14 protein-coding genes and 1 other RNA gene are annotated in these 17,683 nt (G+C 45.1%); 2 read left to right on the forward strand and 13 right to left on the reverse strand.

The window, feature by feature from the left end; genetic code table 11:
- Window positions 1-8: 8 nt before the first annotated feature.
- Both MHI27_RS23705 and MHI27_RS23710 read right to left on the reverse strand, forming a co-directional pair.
- Window positions 9-230, reverse strand: coding sequence for a DUF1540 domain-containing protein (locus tag MHI27_RS23705; protein WP_042190912.1), 222 nt, complete (start codon window positions 228-230; stop codon window positions 9-11).
- Window positions 231-464: 234 nt separating this feature from the next.
- Entirely contained in the window at window positions 465-962 is a 498-nt protein-coding gene (locus tag MHI27_RS23710) for a YpuI family protein (protein ID WP_042190914.1), read from the reverse strand.
- Window positions 963-1,271: 309 nt separating this feature from the next.
- Between MHI27_RS23710 and MHI27_RS23715 the strand changes: the two genes are divergently transcribed.
- On the forward strand, window positions 1,272-3,212 hold the full coding sequence (locus tag MHI27_RS23715; RefSeq protein ID WP_076299660.1) for a S8 family peptidase: 1,941 nt from the start codon (window positions 1,272-1,274) through the stop codon (window positions 3,210-3,212).
- 5 nt (window positions 3,213-3,217) lie between these two features.
- On the opposite strand, the gene MHI27_RS23720 is transcribed toward MHI27_RS23715, so the two are convergent.
- Window positions 3,218-4,657: a PLP-dependent aminotransferase family protein gene (locus MHI27_RS23720; protein WP_405174831.1), complete on the reverse strand. Its 1,440-nt coding sequence runs from the start codon at window positions 4,655-4,657 to the stop codon at window positions 3,218-3,220.
- Window positions 4,658-4,750: 93 nt separating this feature from the next.
- Here MHI27_RS23720 and MHI27_RS23725 point away from each other — a divergent pair, with 93 nt between their 5' ends.
- Window positions 4,751-5,971, forward strand: a complete 1,221-nt coding sequence (locus MHI27_RS23725) for a PLP-dependent aminotransferase family protein (RefSeq protein WP_405174832.1) — start codon at window positions 4,751-4,753, stop codon at window positions 5,969-5,971.
- Window positions 5,972-6,503: 532 nt separating this feature from the next.
- Here the strand turns inward: MHI27_RS23725 and rnpB are convergent.
- From rnpB to recO, 10 genes are all read right to left on the reverse strand, one after another.
- Window positions 6,504-6,919, reverse strand: an RNA gene (gene rnpB, locus MHI27_RS23730) — RNase P RNA component class A.
- Window positions 6,920-6,983: 64 nt separating this feature from the next.
- On the reverse strand, window positions 6,984-8,099 hold the full coding sequence (locus MHI27_RS23735; RefSeq protein ID WP_076284780.1) for a Nif3-like dinuclear metal center hexameric protein: 1,116 nt from the start codon (window positions 8,097-8,099) through the stop codon (window positions 6,984-6,986).
- Window positions 8,075-8,845 carry a tRNA (adenine(22)-N(1))-methyltransferase gene (locus MHI27_RS23740; RefSeq protein WP_405176786.1) on the reverse strand — a complete coding sequence of 257 codons (771 nt, stop codon included), beginning with the start codon at window positions 8,843-8,845 and terminating at the stop codon, window positions 8,075-8,077. Before MHI27_RS23740 ends, MHI27_RS23735 begins: the two co-directional genes overlap by 25 nt.
- 5 nt (window positions 8,846-8,850) lie before the next feature.
- Window positions 8,851-9,675, reverse strand: a complete 825-nt coding sequence (locus tag MHI27_RS23745; RefSeq protein WP_405174833.1) for a hypothetical protein — start codon at window positions 9,673-9,675, stop codon at window positions 8,851-8,853.
- A 106-nt stretch (window positions 9,676-9,781) separates the two neighbouring features.
- Entirely contained in the window at window positions 9,782-10,915 is a 1,134-nt protein-coding gene (gene rpoD / locus MHI27_RS23750) for an RNA polymerase sigma factor RpoD (protein ID WP_042130309.1), read from the reverse strand.
- Between the two features lie 40 nt (window positions 10,916-10,955).
- Window positions 10,956-12,776: a DNA primase gene (dnaG, locus tag MHI27_RS23755; RefSeq protein WP_042190927.1), complete on the reverse strand. Its 1,821-nt coding sequence runs from the start codon at window positions 12,774-12,776 to the stop codon at window positions 10,956-10,958.
- Window positions 12,777-12,815: 39 nt separating this feature from the next.
- Window positions 12,816-13,292 (reverse strand): DUF188 domain-containing protein, encoded by a 477-nt coding sequence (locus MHI27_RS23760; RefSeq protein ID WP_042194373.1) that lies wholly within the window; start codon window positions 13,290-13,292, stop codon window positions 12,816-12,818.
- 239 nt (window positions 13,293-13,531) lie between these two features.
- Window positions 13,532-15,607 carry a glycine--tRNA ligase subunit beta gene (gene glyS / locus MHI27_RS23765; RefSeq protein WP_405174834.1) on the reverse strand — a complete coding sequence of 692 codons (2,076 nt, stop codon included), beginning with the start codon at window positions 15,605-15,607 and terminating at the stop codon, window positions 13,532-13,534.
- Window positions 15,600-16,487 carry a glycine--tRNA ligase subunit alpha gene (gene glyQ / locus MHI27_RS23770; protein WP_042130314.1) on the reverse strand — a complete coding sequence of 296 codons (888 nt, stop codon included), beginning with the start codon at window positions 16,485-16,487 and terminating at the stop codon, window positions 15,600-15,602. The genes glyS and glyQ overlap by 8 nt, the downstream gene beginning before the upstream one ends.
- Window positions 16,488-16,912: 425 nt before the next feature.
- Window positions 16,913-17,668 carry a DNA repair protein RecO gene (gene recO, locus MHI27_RS23775; protein WP_042190931.1) on the reverse strand — a complete coding sequence of 252 codons (756 nt, stop codon included), beginning with the start codon at window positions 17,666-17,668 and terminating at the stop codon, window positions 16,913-16,915.
- Between the last annotated feature and the right edge of the window lie 15 nt (window positions 17,669-17,683).

Consider the following 17,683-nt stretch of genomic DNA (forward strand, 5'->3'; position numbering starts at 1 on the left):
GCGGCCTCCTAGGAGTTCGGCTTAAATGTTAAACAGCATGTTGCAGACGATGTTGCGACTTGATCGTGGTGACCTTCATTCGTCATTTCTTCAGCATATTCTTCTTTAAATCCACTGCCAGCGTGCTTGTCGATCTCAATAATAATTTCTTCTGCCCGGCATAAATTATGCTCGCCCCAATAATGACAATTGCTTACACTGCATTTGACTAATGGCTTTACACTCGACATATTTATCACCTCGGCTTCATTATGTCCGCATGATTTACCCCCTATTCGACAGGACGGTTTCCAGTTGATGTAACGATGCCCACGCAAAATATCCCCACAAAGTGGTGGGGTTGCTTCGATGCGTACTCAGGTACTTTGTGGGGGCCCCAAATATATAAATTCTAATACGTCAAAAAAGGATCAGCCCTCGTCATTATGACGAAGTGCTGATCCTTTACACGAACGAGTTAACTGTTAAACCTGATTTTGCATACGTTTCTCAGTCAAATAGTCGTTCTCATAATAAGTAAGGTCATCGCGTAGCTCTTCATAGGTCTTGGTAATTTCTAGAATGATATCACGCGCCGGACGAACTGGCTTTTTACGGAAACGGATAGCATCCTGTCCAGTATAAGCATAACGTCCATCTTCAGAATAGCTTTCGTTCTTTGGATAGAAGAAGTTATTCACGCCATAGTGATATACATTATAAAGCGCTTTCTGCGCAAAAGATTCATCGAATGTAGCACGACGCAGCGCAACTCCCAGCTTCTCATAAGACATTTCCGAGAACACTAACAGATGACGGACATCGGACAGAAATCCTTGATAAAATTGTACAGTTTCTTCATCATCTTCTGTTACAAGCTGAGGCAATGCATGCTCGTTCAGAAAAATTTCCATCTTATCAATTACATCTTTAAGTTTGTCTCTCGTCGATTCACATAATTTCTGCACATTGGCTGCTGACATGGCGGTTGCTCCCCCTTATTATTCCCTGCTCTTGTAGTCAATAAAGTTAATCTTATGAAGAAATAGTCTTTAGACATATCTCTTTATTCTTGCAATATCAGGATGCAAACACAGAGAAGTCTAACCTTCTGAAAATCAAAAGAACATCTATCAACGTATCTCCTGCAATATCAGGATGCGAACTCAAGATGCTTATTCTCTCTGATATTATCATAAAAAACGTTAGGAAGGTATCCTTTTCTAAGATGCATAAAACATACGCTCTCTTCTAAACCTATAGGCATTACAATGCGTAGAGGAGCGGAAATCATGTCACGTAAAAATCTAACGGTTGCAGGTTTGGTAACAGCTGCGTTCACAGTTGTATTACTTACCTTTGCGCTACGTCCTGCCACTAATGGGACGACGACCAGAGAAGTCGCTAATGTTGCTGTACCAAATCCTGCTCCAACTTCAGCCCTACATTCAGCACCAAACCCTTCACAGGAAAAATCATTGAAGAAAAGCTCCTTATCTCAAGATGTTGATGCGACGGATCATCTGAATAGAGTGGATGTCAGCAGACATTTGACTAAGCTCCTCTCTGAAACGGATGGAATGACTTCGCTTCATGATAAATCAGTGTATGCAAAACGTTTGCAGCAGAACCACGGATTTATCACTATGCTTATGTGGATTGATTTTCGCAAGCATAAAACGGAAACCTTTAAGTCCTCTTCATTCCCTCAAGGAACCGAACAGGAGAATCAGCAGCTGCAAAAATATCTTAAGACGGCGAAATCAGCGATCCATGGTCATCAATCCTATGAATCTCCAACGTTTACAATCGGTAAAGAGAAATATTACTTTATCGCTCAGCGGAACAAAGAAAAAAATGTAGGCATCATTGCACTTATTAACCAAAAGGTGCTTGGTCGTGTGGCAGACCATCAGCTGAAGAACCTGCGTCTCATTCCTTATCCGAAGGAAGGTAAATATCGTGTAGAATCCGTTCATACCGATAATTTAAAAGATATCACCGTTAAGACCGGTCATGATAACGAAAACGCCAGCCATTTTTATGAGAATGAAATTGTCGTCCGTTTCCGCAACAACTCACCTACTCCGGGGCAGCTTCAAACGATAACCGCTGATATCAACGGCAAGAAGCCACGTAAGCTTGGGTATGCCTATATTTTCCGTTCGGAGAAGATGACTTATTATGAGCTCAAAGACTATTTCACCAATAAATGGCACCCCGAATATACGGAGCCTCACTATATGTATTTAACCAATGATACGATATCTAAAAACGCAGAGGGAACAGTTACTCCAAATGACATGTTATTCTCCACCTATCAATGGAATCTGCCAGCGATCGAAACGGAGCTGGGCTGGAATCTTTCTAAGGGAAGTAAAGAAGTGATCGTAGCCGTAGTGGATACGGGAGTCCAGATCAATCATCCGGATTTGAAGGGTAAGCTTTTGACAGGGTATAACGCGATCACCAATGGCTCCACTCCAGAAGATGATGTTGGACATGGGACACATGTATCTGGAATTATAGGCGCCCTGGTCAATAATGGAGAGGGAGTAGCTGGAATCAGCTGGTACAACAAGATCCTTCCGGTAAAAGCACTCGATAATTCAGGAGCAGGTACCACTTATTCTGTTGCAGAAGGAATCATTTGGGCAGCGGACAACGGTGCGAAAGTCATAAACTTGAGTTTAGGTAACTATGCGGATTCCCAGTTTCTTCATGACGCGATCAAATATGCCTACGACCGAGATATCGTCCTCGTATCTGCTGCAGGCAATGATAATACAGAACGACCAGGTTTTCCTGCTGCGTATCCCGAAGTGATTGCAGTAGCTGCAACAAATGCTTCAGGGGAAAAAGCTTCCTTCTCCAACTACGGCGATTATATTGATGTCGCAGCACCCGGAGAAAGCATAGCAAGCACTTACCCAGACAGCCAGTATGCCGCGTTATCCGGTACATCGATGGCCAGTCCTCATGTCGCTGCGCTGGCGGGTCTGGTGCGTTCACTAAATCCGAATCTAACGAATACGGAAGTTATGGATCTTATGACCAAAAATGCTGTTGATTTAGGCACTCCCGGGCATGACAAATATTTTGGCTGGGGTCAGGTCGATATCTATAAAACATTGCAAGCCGCTAGCGGCAATCAGGTTCCACTACAGCTATGGCCACAGCATGTCCAAAAACAAATGAATCAATTGAAACAAAGATTAAGTAACTCTAAGTAACAACCTTAACCACCCATCTTCAAAAATCTACCAAGCAAACGGAGAAATAATCGTAAGCCTTCCTCCATATCCGTTTCATTCATTTGTGAATAACACAAACGGATATGCCGGGAAGGGGTATCCGCAGAGTAACAAACATCACCCGGTAAAAAAGAAATGCTTTCCTGTTCGGCCAGCTCATGTAGCCTTCCGATATCAGGTGAAGCCGGCAACTCCAGCCAGAGATTAAGACCACCCTCTGGGAGAATGTATTTTACTCCAGGCGGCGCGTAAAGCTTCAGAAGCTTCGCCGCCTTTTCCATGCGACCACGGAGAGTAACTCGTAACTGAGCAGCATAGGTTTCATACTTGCCCGCTATGAATGGCAGTACCGCCCTTTGTGTAAGCAGCGGACTCCCTAAATCACTTGCGGACTTGGCGGCGATAAGCCGGGACAGAATATTCCCACTAGCGGCTACACAGGCAATTCTGCAGCCGGGTGCAATAACTTTACTGAAACTCTTCATATATACTACATGCCCTTCGGAATCCATCGATTTGATCGTAGGCGGCGGAGGCGCATGGAAATATAAATCACTAAATGGATCATCCTCAACAATAAGGCAACGGTAACTGCGAGCTAATTCCAGCAGACGTTGTCTTCTTGCTATGCTCATGGTTACTCCACTTGGATTCTGAAAAGTGGGAATGGTATAAATCAGTTTAGGTGGTCTTTGATCACACATTTTTGTAAGAATGTCCACCCGCATCCCTTCATTGTCCGTAGGCACAAAAATCATCTCTGCACCTCGTCCTGCAAAAACATCAATAGCCCCAGTATAACTAGGAGCCTCAAGATACACTGCGTCCCCTGTTCCAACAAAAGTACGAGCCACCAGATCAATGCCTTGCTGAGTTCCGCTTGTGATCATCAAATCAGAGGAACTGAGTGCCATTCCACGTGCGTTCAGATGATCTCTCATGATTCCTCGCAGCTCCAGATCCCCTTGGAAGTTCCCGTAGGTTGCCATAAGCTCCGGCTGCTGAGTGACTAATGCTGCGTAGGAGTCACCGATATTTTTTAGAGGAAGTAACTCACTATGAATTGCAGCTATATGAAAGGGATACTTTACTTCAGAGTAATCAAAATTGCGCCAAAGCTGTGCTCGCGGCAAATAATCATCATATCCATCCTGCCAGCGACCATCTTCCTGACTTCTAGTATGCTCAGGGTCGGTTACAAAGCAGCCTTTCCCTTGTCTGCAATAAATAAGCCCCCGCTTCTCAAGCACATCGTACGCCTTGCTTACTGTTACCTGACTTACTCTCAATGTTGTAGCCAAACTTCTTACGGAGGGTAGCCGGACACCTTGCTGGAGCAGTCCTGATGAGATCCGCTGACTTAGGGTTTCACTGATTTGATGAGGCAAAGATTTACTGCCGCTGCGAATCAAATCGATATGCATGAACCCCTCACCTCCACTGTTATATTCAACGCTTTACTGTTATACAGTACTGCTATTATGATAGCACCAAATCGAAAGGTGGAGAACTCATTTATGGATATCAAATACTCGGCCGCAGCCAATCATCTAGGATCATCAGCCGTTCGTGAGATTCTAAAAGTTACACAGGGCAATGACATCATTTCACTTGCAGGCGGGTTGCCTGGGGAGGATTTGTTTCCCTTGGAGGCAGTACGAGACGCTTATAACCGTGTACTCTCCAGCGATACCTCATCGCTTCAATACGGACTAACCGAGGGCTTTACTCCACTACGTGACAAAATCGCTGAAAGACTTACTCGGCAAGGAATCCCTGTTACAGCATCTGAGATGATCTTGACAACAGGTTCCCAGCAAGCCATAGATTTATTATGTAAAATACTACTTGATCCCGGTGATGCTGTCCTTGTTGAAGCTCCTACTTATCTGGCAGCCTTACAGGTACTTGGCTCTTACCGAGCTGATATTTATACGATAAATAACGACGAGCAAGGCATTTTGCCTGATCACCTGGAAGATCAAATTCAGAAACTACGGCCCAAACTCCTATACGCAGTTCCGACCTTCAACAATCCTTCAGGAGCAACCTGGAGTAAGGAACGTCGTGAGAAAATCGTTGAAATTTGCCGCCGCTACAATGTTCTTATCTTAGAGGACAATCCCTATGGTGAAATAACCTTTGAAGAAAATAAAGATCTTTATCCACCCTCACTAGCGTCCATCGACAGAAGTTATGACGGCGGTTATTGTGTCGCTTACACTGGAACCTTCTCCAAAATCGTAGCCCCTGCCTTGCGTACCGGCTGGATTATCGGCGATTCTAATCTAATCAAGACCATCGCGAAGGCAAAACAAGCAGCTGATCTGCATTCTAGCACCATTGACCAGCGCGCTTTAGATGAACTGCTGCTGCATTTCGATATTGAGCAGCATATCCGTGTCATCTCACGAGAATATTATTCCCGAATGAAGCTCTTATCCGCGGAACTCCGATCGCAGAACTGGGAAGGAGCTCATTTTCTGGAGCCACGAGGCGGTATGTTCCTTTGGCTAACGCTTTCCCAAGAGATCAACACGAAGGAATTACTTCCTCTGGCAGTAGAGAACGGTGTTGCTTTTGTTCCAGGTGAAGTGTTCTATTCATCACAGCCCCATAAGAATAAGATGCGTCTGAATTTCACACATACGCCACCTGAGCTTGTACCCGTTGCTGTACAGCGTCTGGAGAAGGCTTTGGTACAATGGCAGGAGAGTCAGACCGGCATTCGATCATGAGCATGACAAAACCCGTCTTCTTCATCCTTTATGGGATGAGGAAGACGGGTTTTTTTTAATTCTCAGCCATGCTTAGAGTAATTTATTTCTTAGATACTTCTATGCTATCTTTATTGAGTCTAAAATATCCATTTTCAACGAAAGACATGATTCGACTGACACTTACCCCTGTCTGAAGGGATATATTTAATACCATCGTGTCGGGTGAAGTCTCTACGATACGCCTGATTCTCTGATACATCTCATCACAACTATTGCACATCCTCTTATTGTTTCGTTCATATAAATGTCCGCAGAACCCGCAAATCTGATAATTACCCATGCTACACATTTCCCACTTTCTACATATCTTCTTGCCACGAGCATAAACACATTCGGCGTCTTTATAAGGATGGTAAGCGTTGCGAGAAATATAAGGATAATGTATAAAGTGAAACTTATACTTTCTTATATTTTAAAAAAGCGACGTGATCCGGTTTCCCGAGATACGCCGCCGCTTGTATGGTTGTTGTTGTTATCATAACGTTGCAGTTAGGAAAGTTTGCCGTAAGCCGGGTTCTGTGCTCGTCGTGGTTCAATCGGGAACTACCCTCCCACCATAAGCGACAATCATCTATCTAGGCCGTACATTACTGCACAGCTCCAGCGACCAACCTAGACGCGCCTCAGGCTAAGGCTGCCTATTCCAATAAAGGAATCTGCTGCGTCTCATTAGGTCTTGCTCCAGATGGGGTTTACCAGGAACGAAGTCACCAGCGTTCCTCGGGGTCTCTTACACCTCGGTTCCATCCTTGCCTGTGCCGCCCTAAGGCGGCCATCGGCGGTCCATTTCTGTGGCACTATCCTTCGACTCGCGCCGACTGGACGTTATCCAGCATCCTGCCTTATGGAGCCCGGACTTTCCTCCCGTGACGTCTTCACGTCACCGGCGATTGTCTGTCAAACTTTCCGAACAACATTATATATTATACAGACATCACCTGTCTGGCACAAGCATTATTAAATGGCAATTTTATAGGAACTTAAATGGCTCCGTATTCACCTGCGAAGCATGTACAGCTGTATCGTACTTATGCTCCACCAGTTTCCCAGTCATCCACTCTGCTACTTTCTCTTTCATGATCTTCTCTGCATTATGTCCTGGATCAATCAGAGTGATCCCAGCGAGCACGGCATCCTGTGCTGTATGGTAATCAAGATCTCCCGTAACCAACACATCCGCACCGCGGAAAATAGCACTGTTATAATACTTTCCACCCGAACCGCCGAGAACAGCCGCTTTACGAATTGGACGATCCAAATCACCCACAACACGTACATGGTCAACTTTCAGACCTTTTTTTACCGTCTCAACGAATTGCCCAAGTGTGGTAGGCTCTTTGAGCTTTCCAACCCGCCCAAGCCCTAAACTGCGGCCTTTAAGATCCATCGTGTACAAATCATAGGCAACCTCTTCATAAGGATGAGCCTTGAGCATAGCCTGTACCACTTTATTGCGGATATTGTGTGGCACGATTGTCTCAATACGGATCTCCTCAGCACGCTCCAGCTTCCCTTTTTCCCCGATATAAGGATCTGTACCTTCTCCCGGAATAAAAGTCCCGTATCCCTCGATATTGAAGCTGCAATGACTATAGTTGCCGATTGCCCCTGCTCCTGCATTCAAAATGGCATCCAGTACCTTCTGATGATGATCCTTCGGCACAAACACAACCAGCTTTGACAATTGCTCGGAATGAATGTCTTTAATAGGCACTCCGTTCTCTATACCAAGAGCTTCCGCCATCCAATCGTTCATTCCACCTTCGGTAACATCCAGATTAGTATGACTGATGTATACCGCGATGTCATTTTTAATCAATTTTTCATACATTCGGCCCATTGGAGTGTCTGTTTGAATCCCTTGCAGCGGACGAAAAATAATCGCATGGTGGGCAATGATTAGATTACAGCCGAGACGAATTGCCTCTTCAACGACTTCATCGTTCACATCCAGTGCAACCAGTACATTGGTTATTTCTTTCTGTAAGGAACCTAGTTGCAGACCAACTTTGTCCCAATCTTCAGCTAAATGCTTTGGAGCCAGCTGCTCCATATATTGAATTACTGTTTGTCCTTTGGCAAGCATTGCAGCACCTCCGTAATCTCCATGATCTGTTCTCGAATTAATTTCCGTTTATTCTCCGCAGATTCGAGTTCTGAACGTGACAATGAAGTAAGAATGCCTTCCAATTTTTGAACCTCTCCCTGCCATTTGGCAAAAAACACTTCATTCGGTGCTTGAATCAGAAAAGGTCCCATCTGTAGCAAGGTCTCCTGACCACGAACCATAGCGGAATCGCCTAACGTTATCTCTCGATATACATTGGCATTTGTAATTCCGGCACCTGCATCCTCTGGTACAGCCGTTAATACTTCATATAACTTGCCATCTTCTTCCAGAATACTTTCAGCGGTAAGAACCCATTCATTATTTAACAGCCAGCGGCGCAAAATATCCTCGCCCACATTCGGTTGAAGTACCAGTGTTGTAACATCCTTAAGCTTGCCTTGACTCTGACCACGGTCTAAAATCGAGGCAATTAAAGCCCCTCCCATGCCAGCGATCGTGATACAATTAACTTCACCAGGTTCCAGTACCTCAAGGCCATCTCCTCGACGCACCGAGATTATCTTTCCTAGTCCGGCCTCTGCAACGCCCTTACAAGCAGCATCAAAGGGACCCGGGTTTACCTCACCTGCTACTGCGAATACAGCCTTACCGCTTTCTACAGCAGCCACAGGAAGCAGAGCATGATCAGAGCCGATGTCTGCCAACCTGCTTCCTTGCGGAATTTGTTCCAGCAATTGCTGAAGTCGATCTGATAATTTCACATTGTTCATGTTGCCACCCACGTTATCCATTTTTTTCGAAACAAGAACAGCAGGGCCAAGCCTACCGCAATTTTTAAAATTAGCATAAACGAAATCCACTGTGGATAATCCTGCCTCAATAAAAGAGCATCGAGTTCCGGCATCATCCATAGTGATACTCCCACTGCAAAAAAAACACTGGCAACGCCTTTAACTTTGTGATGTAATAGCCAGCTCAGCCACACCATCATTACACAGAGTGGAAGCCATAAGAGCTCAAGCTCTAGCATCGAAGCCTCAGGGCGTTTTCCACCGAAGAATCCCGCATATAATAAGGCCCAAAAAGCATAACCGCAATACTGCAGCAAGCCTATACGGAGCACAAATCCCAGAATACACCATAACAAGCCACAAACCCCAATCAGAATCGGTCTCCAGAGCTGAGGATCAAGATCATGCAAAGCAATCAGCCATAGTCCAAAACCAAGCGATAACACACTGCCCAGCCCCGCCAGGATAAGACTAATAACATGATTTCGGTTCCTGTAAACCGCTGAATATCCATAACAAATAATTAATACGGATAGTGCTGTTGCAAGTTGCAAAGGCCAGGGAAAAACGCTAAAATAAAGACTAATCAAGAAAATCAAGGAAATAATTCCAAAACCAAACAGCCAAATTTTGATGTTTCCCTGCTGTAGATTCTTCAGCGAAATCGGATTTCTATCCTTCGCCGCAGCTTCATCATCATACAGGTTGGTTAAGAAGTCGCAATATTGCTCTGGTAGCAATCTGTTGTTTCTCCAATACTGAATCTCTTTTATAATAATTTCGCGTTTTTCCAAATTCACTGGCTCATCCTTCTTTCCAGATACACAGGGTCAGCACTTTTAGGGTCGTAATTCAAATAAAAGAACCTCCTGCTACTGAGCAGCAGAAGGTCCAGTTCATGAAATACTATTCAAGGAAATCCTTAAGCCGTTTACTGCGGCTAGGGTGACGAAGCTTACGTAATGCTTTAGCTTCAATCTGGCGAATCCGTTCGCGGGTAACGCCGAACACTTTGCCCACTTCTTCAAGTGTTCTCGTCCGGCCATCATCTAGGCCAAAACGCAGACGAAGTACATTCTCTTCACGCTCCGTGAGCGTGTCCAGTACATCCTCCAGCTGTTCCTTCAGCAGTTCATAAGCTGCTGCATCCGCAGGAGCCAAGGCTTCCTGATCCTCAATGAAATCTCCCAGATGTGAATCGTCTTCTTCACCGATCGGTGTTTCGAGCGATACTGGTTCTTGGGCAATTTTCATGATTTCTCTAACTTTCTCAACCGTCAGCTCCATCTCAGCCGCAATTTCCTCTGGCGAAGGTTCACGTCCCAGTTCTTGCAGCAATTGACGAGAGACACGAATCAGCTTGTTGATCGTCTCAACCATGTGTACAGGAATACGAATCGTACGTGCCTGATCCGCAATCGCGCGGGTAATGGCCTGACGAATCCACCAAGTTGCATACGTACTAAATTTGAACCCTTTGTTATGGTCAAATTTCTCTACCGCTTTGATCAGACCCATATTACCTTCCTGAATCAAATCAAGGAACAGCATACCGCGTCCAACATAACGTTTAGCAATACTTACTACAAGACGTAGGTTCGCTTCAGCGAGACGACGTTTGGCTTCCTCGTCACCATTCTTAATACGCATAGCAAGCTCTACTTCATCGTCAGCCGACAACAGCGGAACGCGTCCAATTTCTTTTAGATACATACGGACAGGGTCATTAATCTTAATCCCTGGCGGCAGTGACAAATCATCATCAAAGCTGAACTCATCGCCCTCTTTGTCTTCATTGTCCTCATTTGGCCGGAGGCTGTTAACCTCCTCATCGTTCTCGTTTACAACTTCAATCCCCAAATCACTGAGTTGTTCATAGAACTCCTCCATTTGCTCGGGGTCTTGATCAAACGGCGATAATTTCTCCATAATATCTTTGTATAGCAATGATGATCTTTTCTTGCCTTGCTCAATAAGCTGATCCTTAACCTGATCCAAAGTAAATTCTGCTTCCAATTCAGTATGCTGATCGTTCGCCATAATTCGACTCCCTCCTCCCTAGGTACATCCTGTCAACATTTCATTGTCTCTCTAGGGCTATAATCTCACTTGCTATTTGTGCCGCACGCAAAAAGTCACCTGACTTTTCCGCCTGAATCATCTCTTCACGCTTCTGATCCATCTTGCGCTGCAGTGGGTATTTCCGTACTTCACGGATACAATCATCCAGCACCTGCATATTCCAGTCTGGAGGTGTATCCATCATGGAAATTGATGTAGCAGTTTTCTCTAGACGATCATCCTGAAGCGATGATAGAAACCGACTAATGCCGGGTGGTTTGCCTTGCGCGTAATAGGCATATAGATAAGCGGCAATTGCCGCATGATCATCGATGTTGAAATCTTCTCCGAGGCGTTCGCCCACATACGTGGCAGCTTCCGGGTCCTGAATCATAAAGGACAGTAGACGCCGTTCCGCGACATGATAAGCGGGCAGCAAAGTTGGTGTCTGCACTTGCCCTTTTTTATGCCTACCATTATTCCACCTTTTGTCGTTATTATCCCCTTCAGGGATGTTTTTTTGCATCGATGCCCTAAGTAAATTACAATCCTGCTTCAAACTATCATATGAAAGTTCCAGCTCAGAAGCGATTTCCCTTAGGTAAACCTCTCTCTCGGTCGAGGAATGTAACGAAGCAATGACCTCCAAAGCTTCTTTGACGTAGGCAATTTTGCCATCTTCCTCTAGGAGTATATGGTTTTTTTTCAGATATATAAGCTTAAATTTTATGGATGAAACCGCTGAATCAATAACCTGATCCATAAACCTTTCTCCACCATGCATTGAGATGAATTCATCTGGATCGAGCCCGCTTGGCAGTAAGGCGATCTTTACACGCAAGCCACTGCCTTCAAGCATTGGAATGGACTTCATAGCAGCTGCTTGTCCTGCCCGGTCACCGTCATAAGACAGTACAATTTCATCGGCCAGACTCTTCATCAGTGCTACATGACTTTCAGTTAAAGATGTTCCCATTGTTGCTACACCGTTATGCACACCTGCTTCCCAGGCCGAAATGACATCTCCGTATCCTTCAAAGAGGACGATTTGCCGCGTTTTGCGGATGGATGCTTTGGACTGGTGCAAATTGTATAAAATCCGGCTTTTGTTAAACAATCTACTCTCTGGAGAATTAAGATACTTGGGTTGTCCTTCACCAAAAATTCTTCCGGCAAACGCAATCACCTTGCCTGTGCGGTTCGCAATCGGAAAAATAATCCGACCACGGAAACGGTCTATATAGCCTTTACCCTCACCTCGGGCAGACAAGAGTCCACCTTTCTCCATCTCAGCAAGGTCAAAATTCCGTTTCTCCAAAAATTGTAGCAAAGTATCCCAGCGGTCCGGAGCATATCCGATCTGAAACTGGTCAATCATTTTATCGCTGAAGTTCCGGGCTCTTAAATACTCCATTGCGGCTTTGCCGTGTTCCGTATTCTTCAGCAAGTAATGATAAAACTTTGCAGACCATTCATAAGCTTGAATCAACCGATCGCGTTCCGGATCAGGAGGAGACATTAGGCCTCCCTTACCTTCAGGAACGGGAATATCACTTTCTTCAGCCATTATTTTGACGGCTTCGGGGAAGGTTAATCCTTCGATTTCCATCCTAAATTTGATGGCATTTCCACCCATGCCGCAGCCAAAGCAATGAAATACTCCCCGGTCGGGGGTAACTGTAAAGGAAGGGGTTTTCTCCGAATGGAACGGGCAGAGGCCCCATAAATATTTCCCCTGCTTGGACAAATGGACTACCTTACCGACTGTATCGACAATATCATGACGTGCAAGCACGCTTTCGATAACTTCTTCCGGAATATTCCCGTGTCCGCTAGCCACTTCAACCACCTTCAATTCTTAACAAATAAATATAATTCGCTATTGCTCCACATTCTCCTGCAAAAGTATTAAAAGTTTTGTCATTTTATGTTGAAAATATATTTTTTCTTCTGCCGTTATAGGTTTTGGACCCTTAGAATAATGTCCCCGTCTTCGTTCCACGGCCCTGGCATGCCTGCCTTCCAACATAAAATCCATTTTGGAATCGTCATATTCCTGGCCACGAAAAGAAAGAACACTGCAACGTTTCCCTAGTGCAAGTGCTGCGAGACCATAGTCCCCAGTCAATACCACATCTCCAGCAGAAATATGATTGGCAATATATAGATCGGCGCTCTGATCTCCCCGGTCCACCTGCACAACCGTTACACCCTCTTCAGCTTTCAGTGCATGGTCATAAGAAGATACCATCAGTACCGGCACACCAAAGGCACGGCCAACTTCAGCAATCTCTTTTTTGACCGGACAAGCATCCCCATCCACGACTATAGTTCTAGACCGGGACTTCTTCTCCATGATCATCACCAATTTCCTGTGTAATATATATACGCCCTTACCGCAAGAAATCCTTCTTTCTATGCATAAATACGGAACGGATGTCAAATGACGCATTGGCACCGTTCCGTATATTTATACCCCAAACCAACATTCTATACCATAAGACACAAACTTTTCTTATAGATGTTGTTCAAAAAGCTGTCCTTTGATCAAATGTCGAATCTTGAATTCAGCCGGGAACTCCGGTGCTCAGTCGTTTACCAAACGAGCTTGCCAAAATCAGCAAACGCCTTGGAGTCAGCATCAATACCAGCTAGCAAAGCTAAACGGTTAGCACGTACCTGCTCATCCTCTGCCATAACCATAACGGAATCGAAAAATGCTGTAACAGCATCTTTTAGACCCGAGAGAATACGGAGTGCTTCTTCGGCATTATTCGCGGACATCGCTTCAAGATACGGTGTGTGTAATTCCTGCCATGTCTTGTACAGCTTCAGCTCAGCATCTTCTTTAAGTAAAGAAGGATCAATCACTTCGCTGGTTGCTTTAGCTGCCAAATTACTGACACGAGTGAGTGAATCTACAGTAATTTTAAAGTCTGCTTGGTCTAACACAGCACCCATAAGCGCACGGCTTCTGCCCACAACATCTACCACGTTGTCAAAGCCAGCTGCTGTAACAGCGTCCACAACATCATAGCGTACATTGTCGGATAAAAGTCGTTTAACACGCAGACCGAAGAACTCGTACAGGTTTATACGTAGTTCATCGTCAGAATGTTTCGAATTCCCTGAATTTTTATGAATTTCAATCGCTGCTTCAAAAATCTCGCGCAGCGTAATCGGCAATTTATGCTCCAGCACGATTTGAACAATCCCTGCAGCCTGGCGACGCAGTGCGTAAGGATCCTGTGAGCCTGTTGGGATAATACCGATAGAGAAGCAACCTACAATCGTATCGATCTTGTCCGCAATGCTGACAACTGAACCGGCATCTGTCGATGGTACTGCATCACCCGCGAACCTTGGCTGATAATGCTCAAAGATTGCTTTTGCCACAGTTTCAGGTTCTCCTGCTTTGCGTGCATAATCTTCACCCATGGTGCCTTGAAGTTCTGGGAATTCATAAACCATTTGAGTCACAAGGTCGAATTTGCAAATATCAGCAGTCCGACTTACTTCAGAAAGGGTTATATCAGACAATCCCAACTTTACAGCAAGACGATCGGAGATTTGGCGAATACGACGCACTTTATCTCCAACACTGCCAAGCTCTTCATGGTAGACGATATTCTCCAATTTGGCTAGTGCATCATCAATCTTCATCTTTTGATCTTCTTGATAGAAGAATTTGGCATCTGATAGACGAGCACGGAGTACCTTCTCATTACCTTTAGCAATAACATCCAAAGATACTGCATTCCCGTTCCGCACCGTTACGAAGAAAGGTAGCAGTTTGCCCGCTGCATCAAATACCGGGAAATACCGCTGATGCTCACGCATCGAAGTAATCAGCACATCCTGTGGAATGTTCAAGAAAGATGGGTCGAAGGTTCCGAACAACACGGTTGGTGTTTCAACTAGGAACAGTACTTCCTCCAAAAGATCCTCTTTGATCGCAATCGTCCAGCTTTTTTCTTCAGCCAATTGATTGATTTGTTTCAGGATCAATTCTTCCCGTTCCTTCACGTCTACAAGGACATGCTGCGCACGCATGCTCTCAACATATTGTGCAGGCTCCGAAATTACAGTCTCTGTACCCAGAAAACGATGTCCACGGCTCACATTACCCGCTTTTACATCCGTAATTTCCAAATCAATAATATCTTTCCCGAAAAGAGCAACTAACCAGCGGATCGGACGCACGAATTTAAAATCGTAAGCTCCCCAACGCATGTTTTTCGGAAAAGTCATCGCATTTACAATCCCTAAAAGCCCTTCTGAAAGAAGCGAAGCTGTCTCTACCCCAGCACTATTTCTAGTAGCATATATATACTCTACTCCAGCTAACTCTTTGAACGTAAATTGCTCCGGAGATACACCCTGACTACGGGCAAATCCTAAAGCAGCTTTGCTCCAGTCTCCGTTTGCATCCAGTGCGATTTTGCGTGATGGTCCTTTGACTTCTTCGCTGATATCCTCTTGCTTCTCAGCCGCATCCTTAACAAAAACAGCGAGACGACGTGGCGTTGCATAAGCAGTAACTCCAGCATGGGTAATCCGTGCAGAATCCAACCACTTGGATGTTCTATCTTGCAGCTGTTCCATCGCAGCGCGGATAAAACGTGCAGGAATTTCCTCCAGACCGATCTCAAACAGGATATCTTTAGACACGGTCAGCACCTTCTTTCTTCAGCAGCGGGAAGCCAAGCTTCTCGCGTTCCTCAAGATATGTTGCCGCTACAGAGCGGGCAAGATTACGCACTCGGGTAATAAATCCAGTCCGTTCAGTAACACTGATGGCTCCACGTGCATCCAGCAGATTAAAGCTATGTGAGCATTTCAACACGTAATCATAGGCAGGGAACACAAGATGCTGCTCCATCGCTCTACGCGCTTCTTCTTCGTACATGTTGAACAGTGAAAATAGCATTTTTACATCAGATACTTCAAAGGTGTAAGTAGAATGTTCAAACTCCGGTTGATGAAAAACATCACCATAAGTCATGCCGCTAACCCATTCAAGATCAAATACATTTTCTTTATCTTGAATGTAGGATGCTAGCCGCTCCATTCCGTAAGTAATTTCTACGGCAACTGGATTGGCCTCAATTCCACCGACCTGTTGGAAGTACGTAAACTGAGTGATTTCCATACCATCTAGCCATACTTCCCATCCTAGACCTGCACAACCCAGTGAAGGGTTCTCCCAGTTATCCTCAACAAAACGGATATCATGCAAGAGCGGATCAATGCCGAGTGCTTTCAAACTATCCAAGTAAATCTCTTGAATGTTATCAGGCGATGGTTTGATAATGACTTGAAATTGATGATGCTGATACAGACGGTTCGGATTCTCCCCATAACGTCCATCGGATGGGCGACGTGAAGGCTCTACGTAAGCAACTCTCCATGGTTCAGGACCTAGTGAGCGTAAAAATGTCATAGGGTTCATCGTACCGGCGCCTTTTTCAGTGTCATAAGGCTGTACGATAATACAGTTCTGTTCAGCCCAGAACTGCTGCAGCGTCAAAATCATCTGCTGAAAGTTCATAATACCGTCTCCTTCGCTTTACAAGTTTTTTAGTTCATCTTGCTTAAAACTTCTTACCATGGAGGCGGCATTTTTCGCTCCTGACAGCAACAAAAAACCCCCGCCCCCATGCCTGATTAACAGACATAGGGACGAGAGCTTAACTTATTCTCCCGCGGTTCCACCCTACTTGATTCCATTCCTTGATTCAGCAATATCACTTGCTAAAGACAAGAACGAAATCCACTTTCATTCGCCATATCCGTACTCCCGGGTGCCATGTTCATGAACATTGTCCCGCCAGGCTCTCACTACCCCCAGCTCGCTGAATCGCGACAATATCGCTCATTACTTTCCCGATCAATGCACGTTCTCCCGAAGTGGAGCAAAACGGCGATAATCTTATAATTAAACTGTTCCTATAGTAACGGAAAAATCAGATTTCGTCAAATCTTGTACTTGTCGAGCTGATCCAGGAAATTCTGTGATTTTAGCTTTAATCCAAGCTGCACATCCATAAAGGCACGCATAATTTTTTTTAGCTCATCACGGCTGCTTTCTTTGACATCCACATTCCCTAATCTAGTTAGATCAAGTCTGGCGAATAAGCGTAGTAATTTCAACGCACGAGCAGAGACCTCCATTGCTGGAGGATCATTATGTTTACAGCTGCGGCAGAGTGCTCCACCAAGGCGAGGGCTTATCAGCAGTTGTTCATCAGGCTTTTCAGCTCCACATATCACACAGGTGTCGAACTCTGGACCATAACCGGCTGCTTGCAAAATCTTCATTTCATAAACATTTATGATAACTCCAGGTTCCTTATCTTCTTCAAGTGCGTTCAAGCAGGCCGTAAGCTGGCGAAACCAGAAGCTCCCCGTCTCCTCATCATGCAGGACTTTATCAAGCAGTTCACAAGCGTATGATGCATATGCTGCTTTAATCAAATCCTCACGCAGAGGGTGGTGAGACTTCGTGATCTCGCCGGAATTCAGCGTTCCAAGACCTCCGTTATTTCTAAAAAAAACAAATTCCCCGACGGTGAACAGCTGGATCAGGGCAGCATGGCGGCTCTTAACCTTCTTAGCACCTCGTACCAGAACTCCTACTTTCCCGGCGTTCTCGGTGCAAAGCGTAATAATTGCGTTCCCCTCGCCGTAGTCCATGCTGCGGATGACGATCCCTTCCACCCTGTGTAGCATGCCTCTTCCCCCAAC

This window comes from Paenibacillus sp. FSL H8-0261, from assembly GCF_045040645.1.
GTDB lineage: Bacteria > Bacillota > Bacilli > Paenibacillales > Paenibacillaceae > Paenibacillus_AQ.

Excerpts from the sequence above, each read along its gene's own strand:
- MHI27_RS23705 (WP_042190912.1), bottom strand. The coding sequence starts at position 230 with ATGTCGAGTGTAAAGCCATTAGTCAAATGCAGTGTAAGCAATTGTCAT.
- MHI27_RS23710 (WP_042190914.1), bottom strand. The coding sequence starts at position 962 with ATGTCAGCAGCCAATGTGCAGAAATTATGTGAATCGACGAGAGACAAA.
- MHI27_RS23715 (WP_076299660.1), top strand. The coding sequence starts at position 1,272 with ATGTCACGTAAAAATCTAACGGTTGCAGGTTTGGTAACAGCTGCGTTC.
- MHI27_RS23720 (WP_405174831.1), bottom strand. The coding sequence starts at position 4,657 with ATGCATATCGATTTGATTCGCAGCGGCAGTAAATCTTTGCCTCATCAA.
- MHI27_RS23725 (WP_405174832.1), top strand. The coding sequence starts at position 4,751 with ATGGATATCAAATACTCGGCCGCAGCCAATCATCTAGGATCATCAGCC.
- MHI27_RS23735 (WP_076284780.1), bottom strand. The coding sequence starts at position 8,099 with ATGCTTGCCAAAGGACAAACAGTAATTCAATATATGGAGCAGCTGGCT.
- rpoD (WP_042130309.1), bottom strand. The coding sequence starts at position 10,915 with ATGGCGAACGATCAGCATACTGAATTGGAAGCAGAATTTACTTTGGAT.
- MHI27_RS23760 (WP_042194373.1), bottom strand. The coding sequence starts at position 13,292 with ATGGAGAAGAAGTCCCGGTCTAGAACTATAGTCGTGGATGGGGATGCT.
- glyQ (WP_042130314.1), bottom strand. The coding sequence starts at position 16,487 with ATGAACTTTCAGCAGATGATTTTGACGCTGCAGCAGTTCTGGGCTGAA.
- recO (WP_042190931.1), bottom strand. The coding sequence starts at position 17,668 with ATGCTACACAGGGTGGAAGGGATCGTCATCCGCAGCATGGACTACGGC.